At 69.0% G+C, this 14,786-nt stretch carries 13 protein-coding genes and 1 pseudogene; 12 read left to right on the top strand and 2 right to left on the bottom strand.

The genetic code is table 11. The features are described 5' to 3' along the window. Positions 1–5: 5 nt before the first annotated feature. Positions 6–758, bottom strand: coding sequence for a transposase family protein (locus DIZ27_RS19375; protein ID WP_109379698.1), 753 nt, complete (start codon positions 756–758; stop codon positions 6–8). Positions 759–1,086: 328 nt separating this feature from the next. Here DIZ27_RS19375 and DIZ27_RS48775 point away from each other — a divergent pair, with 328 nt between their 5' ends. The 12 genes from DIZ27_RS48775 (at position 1,087) to DIZ27_RS19310 (ending at position 13,953) form a co-directional block, all read left to right on the top strand. Beyond that, on the top strand, positions 1,087–1,365 hold the full coding sequence (locus tag DIZ27_RS48775; protein ID WP_146228963.1) for an FmdB family zinc ribbon protein: 279 nt from the start codon (positions 1,087–1,089) through the stop codon (positions 1,363–1,365). 153 nt (positions 1,366–1,518) lie between these two features. Beyond that, positions 1,519–2,160, top strand: a complete 642-nt coding sequence (locus DIZ27_RS19365) for an AmiS/UreI family transporter (RefSeq protein WP_109379696.1) — start codon at positions 1,519–1,521, stop codon at positions 2,158–2,160. A 146-nt stretch (positions 2,161–2,306) separates the two neighbouring features. Further along, positions 2,307–3,554: a formamidase gene (fmdA, locus tag DIZ27_RS19360; protein ID WP_109379695.1), complete on the top strand. Its 1,248-nt coding sequence runs from the start codon at positions 2,307–2,309 to the stop codon at positions 3,552–3,554. Positions 3,555–4,136: 582 nt separating this feature from the next. Beyond that, a complete protein-coding gene (locus DIZ27_RS19355) occupies positions 4,137–4,472 on the top strand; it encodes a hypothetical protein (protein WP_258308450.1) in 336 nt (111 codons plus the stop codon). Positions 4,473–4,699: 227 nt separating this feature from the next. After that, on the top strand, positions 4,700–5,596 hold the full coding sequence (locus tag DIZ27_RS19345) for a hypothetical protein (RefSeq protein WP_109379694.1): 897 nt from the start codon (positions 4,700–4,702) through the stop codon (positions 5,594–5,596). 486 nt (positions 5,597–6,082) lie between these two features. Next, positions 6,083–7,384: a hypothetical protein gene (locus tag DIZ27_RS19340; protein ID WP_109379693.1), complete on the top strand. Its 1,302-nt coding sequence runs from the start codon at positions 6,083–6,085 to the stop codon at positions 7,382–7,384. Continuing rightward, positions 7,371–8,012: a hypothetical protein gene (locus DIZ27_RS19335; RefSeq protein WP_146228962.1), complete on the top strand. Its 642-nt coding sequence runs from the start codon at positions 7,371–7,373 to the stop codon at positions 8,010–8,012. The genes DIZ27_RS19340 and DIZ27_RS19335 overlap by 14 nt, the downstream gene beginning before the upstream one ends. Further along, positions 8,005–8,661, top strand: a complete 657-nt coding sequence (locus DIZ27_RS19330; protein ID WP_109379691.1) for a hypothetical protein — start codon at positions 8,005–8,007, stop codon at positions 8,659–8,661. Before DIZ27_RS19335 ends, DIZ27_RS19330 begins: the two co-directional genes overlap by 8 nt. Positions 8,662–8,708: 47 nt before the next feature. Next, positions 8,709–11,771: a hypothetical protein gene (locus DIZ27_RS19325; RefSeq protein ID WP_109379690.1), complete on the top strand. Its 3,063-nt coding sequence runs from the start codon at positions 8,709–8,711 to the stop codon at positions 11,769–11,771. 261 nt (positions 11,772–12,032) lie between these two features. Further along, positions 12,033–12,566 (top strand): nucleoside-triphosphatase, encoded by a 534-nt coding sequence (locus DIZ27_RS19320; RefSeq protein ID WP_109379816.1) that lies wholly within the window; start codon positions 12,033–12,035, stop codon positions 12,564–12,566. Between the two features lie 157 nt (positions 12,567–12,723). Beyond that, positions 12,724–13,473: an IS6 family transposase gene (locus tag DIZ27_RS19315; RefSeq protein ID WP_109379689.1), complete on the top strand. Its 750-nt coding sequence runs from the start codon at positions 12,724–12,726 to the stop codon at positions 13,471–13,473. Positions 13,474–13,539: 66 nt separating this feature from the next. Then, positions 13,540–13,953: a hypothetical protein gene (locus DIZ27_RS19310; RefSeq protein ID WP_109379688.1), complete on the top strand. Its 414-nt coding sequence runs from the start codon at positions 13,540–13,542 to the stop codon at positions 13,951–13,953. Positions 13,954–14,075: 122 nt separating this feature from the next. Here DIZ27_RS19310 and DIZ27_RS19305 read toward each other — a convergent pair. After that, positions 14,076–14,786 (bottom strand): annotated as a pseudogene (locus DIZ27_RS19305) (IS5 family transposase); the annotation flags it as partial.

Genomic DNA, 14,786 nt, shown 5'->3' with positions numbered 1-14,786 from the left:
CTTGATCAGCTGGTGAGTTCGAGAGCGACGATGGCGCGGACGACGGTGGTGATCCTCGTGGTGCTGCAGCGCAGCTTGCGGAGTACTCGCCAGCACTTGAGGGTGGCGATGGCGCGTTCGCCGAGGCTTCGGATCTTTGCGTGATCGCGGTTGTGGCGGCGGCGCCAGCCGCGCAGGTGCTTGCCCCGGATCGGGACGCGGACGGCGGGYCCGGCGCCCTGGTAGGCCTTGTCCGCCCAGCACTTGATGCCGTCGGCGGCGAGGGCGGCGGGGATGCCGTGGGTGCGGGCCGCGGTCAGATCGTGGACGGCGCCGGGCAGGGCGTCCGAGACCCAGAGCAGCCGTCCGGCCGGGTCGGCGAGGACCTGCACGTTCATCCCGTGGTGCTTCTTCTTTCCCGAGTAGTACGGGCGGTCGGCCGCAACACGGTCGATCGGCAGGAGTGTGCCGTCGAGGATCACGTACGCCTTCCCGCGGATGGTGTGCATGGCCTGCTCCAGCGTCGGGGCGAGGGTGGCCAGGAGGCCGACGGCCTCGCGTATGTAGCGGTAGACCGTCGCGATCCCAACCCGGAAGCCGGCGGCGAGGCGGCTGTAGGTGTCGCCACAGCGTAGGTGGGCGAGTACGAGCAGAGCCTGCCGGCCGCAGCTCAGGCGGCGCCAGCGAGAACCGATCCGGCGTCGGTGACCCGCCAGCAGACCGGAGAGACGACGCAGGGTACGGCTGGACAGATCGATGGCAGACGGGTAGACAAGCACACGAGCTCCTGGCGGATGCGGTGATCTTGGTCGTGAACCCGTCTACCAGGAGCTTTCTTCATGCCCGCCGCCGGGGCCGCAGCCCAACCACCCGTCAGGTTGGAAGGGGCTCAGTGAACCGAGGAGTTGTTTTTCGACAGCTCCCTGCCGGAACACCGATCTCCGGGACTTCTTTTAATTCGGCAGTACGGTGTCTCCGTTTGACAACGGGTTCCCACAAGCGTTGCCTGGAGAGTGACGCATCTTCTGCGACGTTGAGCCCCGCTCATGGGCGTGTACGGGTACGGGTGGGCAAGGAATCCCGGCGCGGGCGGGGGTGGAGGCGTATATGGCGACTTACGGATATTCGTGCCACCGCTGCGGAGATTTCGATGTGCGGCTACCGATCGGAACGGCGCCCGTCGAGTACGTGTGCCCGGATTGCGCGGCCGTGGCGCGGCGTGTGTACTCGTCCCCGGCGCTGAGCGTGCCGTCGAAGCTGTTGAAAGGCCTGCACGAGCAGGAAGAACAGTCGCGGGAGAGCCCGTCGGTGGTCTCCGGGCCGCCGCCGACGCGACGCGGTTCGGCGAGCGTTCATCCGGCAACCGCCTCTCTGCCACGCCCTTGACGGCGGCCGACCCGCACCGGCCGCAGAGCAGTACGGCGAAAACGAGAAAAGCACGAGTCAAAAATATCCGGACACCCATATCCCGGACGCCCCTATCCGGATTCCCGGAATCGGAACTGTTCTCCAACGCTTAGGGTACTAGGGTGATCCCCCGTGGCTAACGTAGGTCTGCTGTTCGTCGGCGCGGTGCTGTTCCTCAACGGGATGATGCTCCTGGGAAAGGTCGACGCCCGGGCCGCTGCAATTTTCAACCTGTTCGTAGGTGGTCTGCAGGTATTGACCCCTACATATCTCATCATCGCCGCGAACGGGGATCCGCGAAAAATCCTCCTGGCGTCCGGAATATTCCTTTTCGGGTTCACATACCTGTATGTGGGGGTAGGTCTGCTCATGGGCCTGGACACGACGGGCGTCGGGTATTACTCGCTTTTCGTGTCCATCGTCGCCCTGGGCTTCTCGTTCGTCAGTTTCCGGCTCTTCAAGGATTATCCATTCGGTGCGATATGGCTCTACTGGTCGTTCCTGTGGATGCTCTTCTTCCTGCTGCTCGGGCTCAAAATGGAGAGCCTTACCCAGTACGTCGGATGGGTCACGGCCATCGAGGGCTGGGTCACCGGCGTCATTCCTGCATACCTGCTGCTGGCCGGTTACTGGGTGCACACCGACGAGATCGCCATCGCGCTGGGAGCCTTCGCCGTCGTGGTGTTCGGGGGGCTGTGGGTCTTCACTCGCCGTCAGGCGCCGCCGAGGCCAGAGGTGGCGCAGGGCACCCCGGCGGGCAGCGGCGGCTATTAGTCGGACGTCTTCGGGAGACGTCACCGAGAGAACTGTAGGGAGGTGTTTCAAAAAGAACCTGTCACCAGGCAGACGTGCCGCGTCCCCCATTGGACCTCAAGCGTCATGCCCGACCGCCACCGTACCGAAATGCACAAGGAGCACTCATGCCTGATGTCGTCTTCAGCGTCGACCAGTCCAAGTCGATGCGTGATCAGGATGTCCCCGGACACAACAGGTGGCACCCGGATGTCCCCACCGTCGCCACGGTGCGACCGGGCGACGAGTTCCGCCTCGAGTGCCGTGATTGGACCGACGCGCAGATCGGCAACAACGACTCGGCCAACGATGTACGTGACATCGACCTGAGCCGCTGCCACATGCTGAGCGGGCCGATCAGCATAGAGGGCGCGGAGCCCGGCGACCTGCTCATCGTCGACATCCTCGACCTCGGGCCAGTCCCCCAGCAGAGGGGCGACGCGCCGGGGCAAGGCTGGGGCTACACGGGAGTCTTCGCCAAGAACAACGGCGGCGGCTTCCTCACCGACTACTATCCGGACTCCGTCAAGGCGATCTGGGACTTCCACGGCCAGATGGCGACCTCCCGGCACCTTCCCGGCGTCCGCTTCACCGGTATCACTCACCCGGGACTCTTCGGCACCGCGCCGTCCGCCGACCTGTTGCAGCGGTGGAACCGGCGCGAGCAGGCCCTGATCGACACCGACCCGGGCCGGGTTCCGCCGCTGGGCCTGCCTCCGCTCGCCGACAACGCACTCGCGGGCACGTCTACGGGAGACGCCGCCGACCGCATCATGCGGGAAGGTGCCCGCACCGTTCCCGGTCGGGAGAACGGCGGAAACCAGGACATCAAGAACTTCACCCGGGGATCGAGGGTCTTCTGCCCCGTCTTCGTCCCCGGTGCCAAGCTGTCCGCCGGTGATCTGCACTTCAGCCAGGGCGACGGAGAGATCACCTTCTGCGGTGCGATCGAGATGGGCGGGTTCATCGACTTCCACGTCGACCTGATCAAGGGAGGCATGGAGAAGTACGGCGTGACCACCAACCCCATCTTCATGCCGGGCAACGTCGAGCCGCGGTACTCGGAGTTCCTCTCCTTCGTCGGGGTCTCCGTCGACCACGACACCGACACGAACTACTACATGGACGCGACGGTCGCCTACCGCCGCGCCTGCCTCAACGCCGTCGAGTACCTCAAGAAACTCGGCTACAGCGGCGAGCAGGCATACCTGATCCTGGGGTCCGCGCCCGTCGAGGGACGCATCAGCGGCATCGTCGACATCCCCAACTCCTGCTGCTCGCTCTACCTCCCCACCGCGATCTTCGACTTCGACATCCGCCCGACTCGGGAGGGCCCGATGGCCGAAGAGCGCGGACGGTGCGCGGTGTCCTCGTAAGCCCGCGACCTGCTGAAACGAGGGAGCCACACACCCTCCCGACCAAGGCCCGGTGCGGCACCCACCGCCCCGGACCGAAGGGGCCGCCGACGGCCGGAGCGATTCCGGCCGTCGGCGGCCCCTTGCCCTGCCCATCCGACTGCCCGACCCGTCCGGCGGCCTACGCACCGCACCCCGGACGGACCGCGAGGCAACGCCACCGGCACCCGAATCAGGTCCCGAGCGGCCCCGCATAAGCACCACCAGCCCAACCAGTAACACTGCCAACATTTACCAGCACCCAGGTGGCCTGATTCACTCCGATACGGCTGGACGCTTTCGCCCGCCGTCTTTTAACGTCCATGGAGTAAGCGCAGAATTACCTCCCTGCGGGAGGTGCCTCGAGCGGGCTCCCGAACGAGAAACGAAGGCACCTGCGGGATATTTCCGCGTGCTGCCATGCCCGCATGGGATACAGGCGCCCAGAGTCCGAAAGGTGGACACGTGAGAAGCGATGCCGTGTGGGTACGCGGCGTGACAGGCATTCAATTGCATCATGTCACGGACCTCCAGGACGCCGGACGGTTTCTGGGAAATGCCGCAATGGCTCTGCGGGCCGCCCATGTGCGGACAGGCGACGACCGGTATTCCGACCTCGCAGCCGAGCTCAAGAACACGCTGGCCCTGGTGCGCCAGATGGAGAACGAGGCCCGGACGGGCATGCAGGAGCTGCACGCCGCCGACCCCGAGCGGTTCGCCCGCTGCCGGGAAGGCGAGGAGCCGTGGCCGGACGAGCTCCAGGCCGGCTTCATTCCGCGCCACACCTGCGGGGACGAGTGCCTCTACCACGACCGCGGGGTCCTTGAAGCGATCATGCAGTGCATATGCGGCCGGCCCCCGTGCCGCGCCTGCGCCATCAAGGGCACCCCCACCGGCTGACACCGGCCGGTTGACCGGGTGGCCCCTGAGCCCGAGAAGGTCAAGCGCCCGGACCAGGAGGTGAGTGTCCAGGGGGCCACGACCGGCTCGGCGGTGACCCCGGCCGTGGTGCCCAAGCGGCGCGATGGTCGCTCGCTGCCGCCGATGTGACAGGCCACGACCACGATGGGGAAGATCAGCGACAACAAGCCTGCGGCCTCCCGCACAGGTTGCTTCGCCTGGGTCGGTTGCCGGGCCGGTACTGCAGCGGCTGCTACACCTACGGTCAGCAACATGCCGTCGCGGAATGCGTCGGCTGCCGGCGGCAGGTTCCGGTCGATGACAAGTACGGCTACTGCCGTCTCTGCCGGGCCCGGGCGTCCTGGGCGATCAAGGCCGGTGGCAAGGCATCGGTGATCGAACCGTATCTGCGGCAGGTGACCTGCCGGCAGTTGTTCTTCGCGAACTTGCAGCGGCCCAAGAACGGCGGGTCGCCGGTCGGCAAGGCAGGACGACGAGTGCTGAAGCCACCGCCGCCTCCCGAGCCGCCTCACGTGATCACCGGCTGGGTGCAGCTGCCGCTGTTCACCCTTCCCCGCGACTTCCGCCGGTTCGACCGGGAACGGCACGCGGACCTGGCCATTCCCTGGCTGGTCCGGGCCCGGCAGACCGCTCGGGCACTGGGCGAGGCCCGTGGATGGAGCCGTTGGATCGTCAGCGACGTCGATCGGGCGCTGGTCATCGTGCTGTCCGGCTATCGCGAGGGCGAGCCGATCCGGTACTCCGAGCTCTTCCCGGCCCTGCGCGTCCGAGGGCTTCCGGTCATGCGGACCGCCGAAGTACTCGACCACCTTGGGCTGTTCAGCGACGACCGCGCCCCTGCGGTCGACCGGTGGCTGGGACGCAAGCTCCGCGGGGTGTCCCCGGGCATCCGCCGGGACGTTGAAGCCTGGGCGCGGACTCTCCTCGACGGCGGCCCGCGGTCCGAGCCTCGCGCACGGCAGACGGCATGGACCTACCTCAACGAGATCCAGCCGGTGCTGCTGGAGTGGTCTGGCCGCTATGACCACCTGCGGGAAGTCACCCGACAGGACATCGCCACAGGGCGGGACGCCGCCACCGGCAAACAACGCGAGAGCCGGTAGGGCGCTTGACCTCCAGCCGCTGGTCGATCACCACCCGCGGACGTCGCCGACCTCGGGCGTCCGGGTGCGGCACCAGATCGGCGTCCGCATCTGGAGGGCGATCCTCTTCGGCCGGCAGTCGTTCCTGGGCCGGCCTCGACGACAAGTCCCGCAAGTCTCGATAAGCAGTGGCCAGAGTCCGGCTCGGTGAAACCCTCCCCCTCGTGCTGTGGGCAGGCGGCCGCGCGACGGTCGCCGCCCGAGGACCGGGAACACCACGCATCGGGCGCTGTGCACACCTCCGCGGGCCCGGCAATGTGGTCCCCGCTCCTACGTGCACCGTGCGCGGGTGCCGGCGCCAGCAGAGCTCCCTTCCGTTGTGGGCGGATCCCTCCGGCGAGGGCCCAGGCCGGCGTGGACGCCACATGCACATCCGGTCATGGCTGGCAGGCCGGACGTGGTGCGGGGATGATGGCACGGGAGGGCCCTGTATGAAGGGGGCACGGCGTGAGTCCCGTGCACGACGACACCCATGTCGACGCAAACCGGCGGCTGAGCGACGCTCAGCAGTCTGACAACCTGCGGACCTTTGTGGGGGCGGCTGCCCGGCACAGTGGGGGCACCGTCACCGACCGTACGCATCGGCAGATCACCCGGGACATCGCGGAAGGATTCGCGGCCCACAGCGCGCAGGGTGGGGCGACGAAGACCGAGGTGTGGGAGTGGATCACGCAGCATGCCTCTCCCGCCTACTCGGTGGAGGCGTTCGAGTCCCGGTGGGAGGTCTTCGAGAACGAGCGGCTCATTCGTCCCCACCGGTCCAAGAAGCACCAGCTGCGGCACTCCTTCCATCCGCTCGGCGCGGTCTTCCTGATGATCTGCGACCGGCTGGAAAGCCGCGGCGGCATCGACGAGCTGATCGTCCTGCTGGACCGTACGCAGGAGCTTCTCGACCGCGACCACCCTGACCGTGAAGCGGTCGCCCACAACATCGTCTTCTGCCAGTGGGTGTTCCAGACATTCGCCGTGCAGCTGGAAGCGCTGGTCCTCGACGGCACACTGAAGGAGCTGATGGAGGACCAGTGGCAGTACCACCATCAGGACCTGGACCATCGGGTCCTGCGCCTGAATCACGATGTGAACCGCCACTTCCCGAAGGACGTCGACCTCGCCCACCAGGCCGTCGTCATGGTCGAGGCCGAGCAGCGGTACGCGCACTGGGCCGCACAGGCTGTGCTGCGTGTGCTGGACCGCGCCGGGACGACGCCGGCAATCGACGTCCTGTCGGCCGAGGAATACCTGGAGGCCGCCCGGAACGCCCCGCCGGAGCAGCTCGCGGAGGCCGGCCTCGCGCTGGTGGCCGATGCGCCGCAGGTGTGGCTCGACCCGGGGGCTGTGGTGGACGCCTTGGAGTCGTTCGTGCCTCGTCACCGGGTGCGCTACCGGCCCCCGGTGCCCGAGGGGTCTGCCGACCGGGATCCGTTCGGCGCGGTGGCCGAGCGAGCGGTGCACGAACGGGCACGGCGCGAGCGGGCCGCCGACCGCATGCTCCTGGAGCAGGACCGGGCCGAGATGACGGAGGAGTTGCGTCGCTCGCGGTGGCCGCGGGCCGTCCGGCTCCTGACCGACCTGATCATGCTGGATGCCGATCGCCACGCCCCGTACAGGTTGGAGATGGGCACCGAGCTGATCATCGACCGTGAGGCATGGGTGACCCACCTGCACCCGGTCACGGTGCACCGCACACACATCCCGGCGGTCCTGCCGCCGGACCTGGTGGCAAGCGAACAAGGTGATGAAGAATCCTGACGCGGCGCTGATCCTCGCAGCCGCCCGGGCAGGCGGCGCACTCCCCGCTGACCCGCTTCCGGCGAACCTTGTGGCGCAGGCCGACGAGGTGGCTCGTGCCGCAGGGCGCCATCTGGTGGAGTGCGACTACCCGTGGCCCGCGCCGGCCGGTGCCGTCAGCCGTCCGGGCCTGCCTGGCCGCGCGCTCGTGCTGGGCTGGTCGGACACTCCGGTTCCCGAGGAACTGGGCACCTACCCGGTCGCCCGGCTCACCCCGACCCAGACGATCACCTTCGCCCTGTGTCTGGCTCAGGCGTGGCCGGACCCACGCCTGCCCCCGTACCCGGGCCGTCCTTTCGAGCGGGCCGAGATCCTGGACACGGCCGGTGACATCGGGCTGGACGTGAACTTTGCCAAGGCCGCCCTCGACGGCGAGCTGCAATGGCTGTTGCTGATCATCCGCGACGGTCGCCGACTGCGGCTGGGGCCGGCGGTGGCGGCGCTGCCCGGCACCTTCGCCGAGACCATGCGGCGCTTCCACGACCTGCTCCCGGGCCCGGACGTCGCCCCGCCGATGGGGGACGCCGCGGACACCCCGCCGATCGAGGAGGACATCGAGCAGGACATCGGGGAGGACGAGGATGACTGAGGCACCGCTGTCCGACCACGACGAGGCACAGGTCCAGGCTGCCGTAGCCGCGGTGGAAACCGCTGACGGGCTCGTGCCCCGCGAGGCTTTTCCCGCGCTGCAGAGCGATGCGTTGCGGGCGGTCGTAGCCCGTCGCCTGGCCGCGCTGGGCCGCGTGTTGCTGATCCGCGAGCACCACGGGACGAAGGGCTTCACCAGCGGCTACGAGGACGGCGTGGCCGAGCGCCTGGCCGCCGAGGGCATCGGGGTCCTCCCCCCGGTGGACCGGGCGGTGCTGGTGCTGGTGCTGCTGCGTACCGTGGCGGCCCCCAGAGCCCGCGGCGTGCACGGCGCGGCGACCTGGCTCACGGACGGCCCGGGCACCAGCGTCGAGGAGTTGTACGCCAATCCGTACTTCACCTACGAACAACTCCGTCCAGCGGTACGCCGCCTGAAGGCACGACGCCTGCTGAGGGAAGGCTTCCACCGCACCCTGCTGCCCGGCCCCGCGCTGCTGCGCCTCACCGACGCGCAGTCCAACCGGCTGTGGGAGGACCTGGTACTGGTCACCCGGCCCGACTCCATGAACGCACGGGCCATCCGCCGGCGCCGCCAGGAGCAGCCGCACCCCGGCCGCCGGCCCGGCCCCTTGCGCGAGACAGCACCATGATCACCGTCCCCCCGCCGCAAGAAGCGTCGCCCCCGGGCGATGCCCCGATGAGCCTGGGGATCATCGACGACCGGCAGCTGCTGTGCGTCCAGACATTCGACATCGCCCGGCACCCCTCCGCCGCGGTCGGGCTCATCCCCGGCTGCTTCGTCGCCGTCTCCGGAAAAGGCCCCAGGGACGCGAACGAGTCCGGGAAGACAAGCTGGCTGGCCTCCGTCGCGCTGCTCCTCGGCGACCCGGAATGGCGGATGCACAGCAGCGGTCCGGCCACCGTCGCGGACCTGCTCTTCGAACCGCAGACCGCCGGGGTGGCCGCCCAGGGCTACGCACCCGCGACCACCGGCTACATCGCCGGGCTCTTCGCTGCCCCGGACGACCTCGCCGGCACCGCCCACACCGTATGGATGAAGCTGTCCGCCACTCCGACCTACGTCGAGGTCCGGCACGCTCCCGGCATTCACCTGGCCACCGCCCAGGACGACGACGAACGCCACCATCAGGCCGCCGAGATCTACCGCGGACTGCCGTCGGCGTCCTCGCTGGGAGCAACCCGGTACGCGACCGCCCTGTACGGTCCCGTCCCCCGCTGCCTCGCCTTCCTGACCTCCCGGGGAAAACGGCGCGGCGGGCCCTCCCTGCTCAAGCTCGACACCGGCCTGTTCACTCCCGCCGGCATCGGCACCGCACTGATCGGACTCACCGGCCGCGCCTCCCTGCTGGATACCGACGCCTCCCTGCGCCATGACCTGAGCGAAGCCGAGCGCGAGCTGCAGACCGGCCGGACGGAGGACGTCGACAATCACGCGATCGAGGAGCGGGCCCTGCGCGCCGTCACCCAGCGCAGCAGCGCGCGCGAGGAACTCGCCCGCGCTCAGGATCTGTGGGCCCTGCACTACGCACGCGGGCTGCTCGACGCTTGTGAGCGCGTCGAGCAACTGCACACCGCGCTGGACGATCAGGCCGAGACGCTCGAACGAGCCCGGGAAGAGCGTTCATCGGCCGAAGCCGTTCAGCACGCGCTCGAAGACCCTGCGCGCCTGGAACACCGGCGCGACGAGGCAGAACTCGCCCAGCAGACCGCCGAGCGGCTGCTGGATCTGGCCCACGAGGACGAGTGCGGCGCACGTCACCGGCTCGCCTCGCTCAACCGGACGCTCCAGGAAGCCGAGGATGCCGCGGCCGGGGCCCGGGGGGATCTCGATGACGCCCGCCACGAGGCACAACGGGCCCATCAGCGCACCGTCGCCTGCGAGGTCCGCCTGGCCGAGGCCGGCATGCGGCTTCAGCACGCCCGCGACGACCTCTCCCGGGCCGAAGAAGGACGCTACGGCCCCGCCGGGCGGACGATCAGCACCTTGAGCACGGCGGGAATCAGCGCCACGGGGCTGCTCGACGGGCTCGGCCTGCCCCCCGAGGAGCGCTCCGCATGGGGGCCATGCCTGGCGCTGTACGGCGACGCCGTGTGCATCAGGGCATCCGACGTCCCGGCCGCCCGCAGAGCCCTGGCCGACCAACCGGGCGCCGTCCTGATCGCCGTAGCGGACGATACGAATGAACACGCCGACGACCCCGCTCGGGGCTTCCTGAATGCCCTGACCACGCGCATGCGGCTGGAACACGGCCCGGACACGGCGGTCGACGACGCCCTCGGTCTGTACGTGGTGGGCGGGTTCACCGAACCGTTCACCGGCCGAGCCGCTTTCGTCGACCGCCTTCGCACCGGGGTGGCACGGGCGGAGCAGGACCTCACCGCTGTGCACCGGCTGTGTGACCGGGCCAGGGAGGCTGAAGCGCAGAGCGAGGAACTGCTCCGACACCTGGAGGCCGCCGCTTCGGCCGCTCACCTACGGTCCCAGCGCCCCGCGCTCGAACGCGAACTCGCCACTCTCCAGCGCAAGACCGCGGCGCGCAAGCAGGCACGGGACGCTGCCGAGAGCGTCCTGCAGCAAGCGGCCGTCGCCCACGCGACCCGTGCTCTCCAGCACGCTCAAGCCCAGAGCGTGATCGACAAGGCCCGGTCGGTCGAACGGCAGGCCGCCGGACAACACGCAGCCCTCGAGAAGCAGATCGCCGCTCTCGACATTACCCACTGGCAAGAACACGGCGGCAGCCGCGAAGCCGCCCTCCGCGCCCTGCGCCGCTCCACGACCTCACCCGTGGCCGGGAACGGACAGCCCCCGCAACCCGAACGCCGCAGCGAGAGCACCCTGCGCCAACGGGCCGGCCGCCGCCTCGACCATGCCCTTGAGGCGGTCGGTATCGACATCGACACCGGTGCCGGCGCGCCGACCGCCGCACTCCAGGACGCCGTCCGGCGCCGCAGCGATCTCAGCGACGACAGTGCCGACCGCCCGTTCGCCGATGCCACCGCGTTCGCATCGCCCGCCCGCGCTCTGCAGGATTGGCTCGACCGCTTCGCCGACTCCGACGCCTCGGCCGCCCAGCGCATCGCCGCCGGGCGCGCCGAGCGCGCCGACCGGATCGCCTTCGGCGAGCAGAAGGTCGCCGACCTTCGGATGAGCCTGCGGACCATACAAGGCAGCATCGCCCTGCGGCTCGAACAAGCCCTGGACGACATCGAAGACGCCCTCGCCACCTTGAACCGCGACGCCGGCCTGTACGGTGCCGAACTCCACCGTGCGCTCACCCCGCCGCCCTCCCTGCAGGACGTGTGGCGCTGCGAAGTGACACCGTACTGGCGGCGTACTCCCCACGGCCCTCTGCTGCCCTACGACAACGTCACCAACTCGGCGCAGGAGAAGCTGTTCTCCATTCATCTGGTCCTGGCCGCGCTCCTCGCTTCACCCCATCCGCGCGGCCGCGTGCTCATCCTCGACGAACTGGGCGATTCCCTCGGCACGCACCATCGCCAGGAGGTCCTCGGAGCCCTGGCCAAATGCACGCAGGAATACGGCATCACGGTCCTTGGCACCTGCCAGGAGTCGCTCCTGGACGACGCCGCCGAGCACTGCGGCGAACTCCTCTACTTCACCTATCCCAGCCACACCGAGGCGCTCAACGCGCCCACCCGCATGTTCGGCTACGACGCCAACGGCGAGCGCGTCGAGCTGACCGCGGACACCCTGCTGGCCGGTCGCGCCTGGTGGTGAGCAATGCGGCACGCGGGGCCCCAAGCGCGCCTGGCGAACATCCCGGCAGCCTTGCCGAAGCAGCGGTGTGCCCCGGCGGAGGCATCGGCCCGCCCCAGTCCATCCGGCCGGAACTTCCGACGTGCCGTCCGGCACCGCCGACCAGGTCAGCGGTGGCGAGACGTCGTCGTCCTCCCCGCTGAGACGTCGGGGGATCGCAGCATGGTCGCCGAACACCACGCCCCTGAGCTCCCGTAGGACGGACCTGACATGGAGCACGAGATGCCGATGAGAATCCTGCTCGAGGGACGCCCCGGCGCGGGCAAAACGACCATTGTCCGCCGATTGGCAGCGCTCCTGCGCACCCGTGGGGCTGTCGGCTTCACCACGGAGGAGATACGGCACGGCGGTACCAGGAGCGGTTTCGCGCTGGAGACACTGGAGGGCGGTCTGCGAGCCGTGCTCGCCCATGTCGACTTCCCGGGCCCACCGCGGGTGGGCCGGTACGGCGTCGATCTGGGCGTCATGGAGCGGCTCGCGCTGCCGCCGCTCAGGTCGGCCGCAGCGGATCCTGTTCCTGGAGATCTCGTGCTCATCGACGAGCTCGGGCGTATGGAGCTGGCGTGCACCGCGTTCCAGGACACGGTCCGGTGCCTGTTCGAGTCCGACATCGACATCGTTGCCACAGTCCACGCTCACAGTGACCCGTTCACCGACGCCCTGAAGCAGCGCCCTGACATCACGCTCGTCCAAGTGACCCGTACCAATCGGGACGCCCTGCCCGAGGATCTGGCAGCCCGGCTTCAGGGGCCGTGACGACCGTCACCCGGGCACAGCCGTGGCCCCACCCGAGCTGCTCGGGCCGATCTCACCAGTCGCATCGGACTTGCGCATCGGGAAAGGACCACACCGGTCGTCGGAAGGAGGATCGTGTCCCGCCGAGGGCGTTGTCACGTTGGCTGACCGGCCTGGGATGATCTTGGAGTTGGTCGTGCCGGGGAGGGGGTCGTCCGCGTCGCCGTCGTACAAGGGGCACCGGTACCCGGTCGAGGTGATCTCCCACTGCGTGTGGCTGTACTTCCGCTTCCCGTTGTCATTCCGTGAGGTGGAGGAGCTGATGCCCGGGCGCGGCGTGATCGTCTCCCACGCGACGGTGCGCCGCTGGTGTCTGAAGTTCGGCCAGGCCTACGCGAACGGACTGCGCCGCCGTCGGCCGCGGCCCGGGGACACGTGGCACCTGGACGAGGTCTTCATCAAGATCAACGGAGAGCGGAAGTATCTGCGGCGGGCTGTCGACGCCGACGGCACCGTGCTCGACATCCTGGTCCAGAACCGCCGGGACACCACTGCGGCCCGGCGGTTCTTCCGCACACTGCTCAAGAAGACCTGCTCGGTGTCGCGGGTGGTCGTCACCGACAAGCTGCGCTCCTACGGCGCGGCCCACCGCGAGGTCATGCCCTCCGTCGAGCACCGCTGTCACCAGGGCCTGAACAACCGGGCAGAGAACAGCCACCAGCCCATCCGGCAGCGCGAACGCGCGATGAAAGGCTTCCGCTCCGTCGGCGGGGCCCAGCAGTTCCTGGCCGCGTTCAGCGGCATCTCCCTCCACTTCCGACCTCACCGCCATCTGATGACCGCCGCCCACTACCGCGCCGAGATGACCGTCCGCTTCGCCATCTGGGATCAGATCACCGGCGCTGCCGGCCGGCCCACCACAGCCTGACCCCAGGCCCGAAGCGCAAGCCCACCACGCCCCGACGCGCCATCAGACACTCACACACCCAACAACGTGACAGCGCCCGCCCGGCACAACGACGCGGCGGCCCAGTTCCGCAAGGCGGGCGTCTCCTGGACGTCCAGCAAGAACTGTGCGAACTGGAACACGAGGGGGTGCACCTCGTTCACCAACATCAACAAGGCCACCGTCGCCGGCGCGATCGCCTTCAAGAAGCTCAGCAAGTGCCGGGTGACCATCACCGCCGGCACTGAGGTCGGCCACGCCTCGGGCACGTACTCCCACCGCAACGGCTACAAGGTGGACATGTCCAAGCGGGACGGATGCCTGGACCGCTACATCACCAGCCATTTCAAGAAGGCCAGCGCCCGCAAGGACGGCACGAAGCTGTACAAGTCGCCGGCCGGCAACGTATACGCCCGCGAGGGCAGCCACTGGGACGTCCTCTACTACAACAGCCGCGCCTGACCCACACAGCGCCCGCGCTCCAGGCCCGCCCCGGGGAGGGGCGGGCCTGGAGCATCTTTCGCCCGCCCCCGCTGCGCCGAGCAGAGCACAGCCAGCAAGCTAGGGCGCGTATCGAGTCGTGATCAATGGGCGCCTCGGGTGAGGTCTTTGATCCAGATCATCGAGGCGCGCAGGTGGAGGCCGGCGAGGTAGCTCTCCGGGGTCTTGTCGTACCGGGTGGCGATACCTCGCCAGGCCTTCAGCTTGTTGATCAGGCGCTCGACGGTGTTCCTCTCCTTGTAGAGGTCGGCGTCGTGGCGGACGGGCCGGCCGCCCCTGGAGCCCTTCTTCTTCCGGTTGGCGGCCTGGTCCGACTTCTCCGGGATGAYTGCCTTGATGTGGCGTTTCCGCAGGTGGGCGCGGTTGCGGCGGGATGAGTAGGCCTTGTCCCCGGCGACCGCGTCCGGCCGGGTACGGGGGCGGCCGACAAGACCGCGGACCCGAATCTTCCCCAGCACCGGGATGAACTGCGGGCTGTCGGCGGCCTGYCCAGCGGTCAGGACGAACACCAGCGGGCGGCACCTGCGGTCCGCGGCGAGGTGGACCTTGCTCGTCTGCCCGCCCCGCGAGCGTCCGAGAAGGGCCGCCTTCAGCCGGAGCTTTCGCCGGSGCCGGATGCGTCGTCGCTCTTCCCGCTCAGGATCGGCTTCGGCGTCCTGCCCGTTTCGTTCTTCGTAGCTGCCCCCTTTGACCTGGCCTTCTCCTCCTCGGCGGCAGCCTTCTCCAACGCGGTGAGCACGTCCTCGTCCAGGTGCATCCCCGCGGCGTCGTGGTGGGCCCGCGCGGTGGTGGAG

The organism is Streptomyces sp. NWU339 (assembly GCF_003143855.1).
In the GTDB taxonomy this organism is placed as follows: Bacteria; Actinomycetota; Actinomycetes; order Streptomycetales; family Streptomycetaceae; genus Streptomyces.
Note: the sequence above shows the minus strand (reverse complement) of the source record. Positions and strands in the feature narration are given on the sequence as shown.

Coding starts and splice junctions, on each gene's coding strand:
- DIZ27_RS48775 (WP_146228963.1), top strand. CDS start 1,087: ATGGCGACTTACGGATATTCGTGCCACCGCTGCGGAGATTTCGATGTG.
- fmdA (WP_109379695.1), top strand. CDS start 2,307: ATGCCTGATGTCGTCTTCAGCGTCGACCAGTCCAAGTCGATGCGTGAT.
- DIZ27_RS19355 (WP_258308450.1), top strand. CDS start 4,137: ATGGCTCTGCGGGCCGCCCATGTGCGGACAGGCGACGACCGGTATTCC.
- DIZ27_RS19335 (WP_146228962.1), top strand. CDS start 7,371: ATGAAGAATCCTGACGCGGCGCTGATCCTCGCAGCCGCCCGGGCAGGC.
- DIZ27_RS19330 (WP_109379691.1), top strand. CDS start 8,005: ATGACTGAGGCACCGCTGTCCGACCACGACGAGGCACAGGTCCAGGCT.
- DIZ27_RS19325 (WP_109379690.1), top strand. CDS start 8,709: ATGAGCCTGGGGATCATCGACGACCGGCAGCTGCTGTGCGTCCAGACA.
- DIZ27_RS19320 (WP_109379816.1), top strand. CDS start 12,033: ATGCCGATGAGAATCCTGCTCGAGGGACGCCCCGGCGCGGGCAAAACG.
- DIZ27_RS19315 (WP_109379689.1), top strand. CDS start 12,724: ATGATCTTGGAGTTGGTCGTGCCGGGGAGGGGGTCGTCCGCGTCGCCG.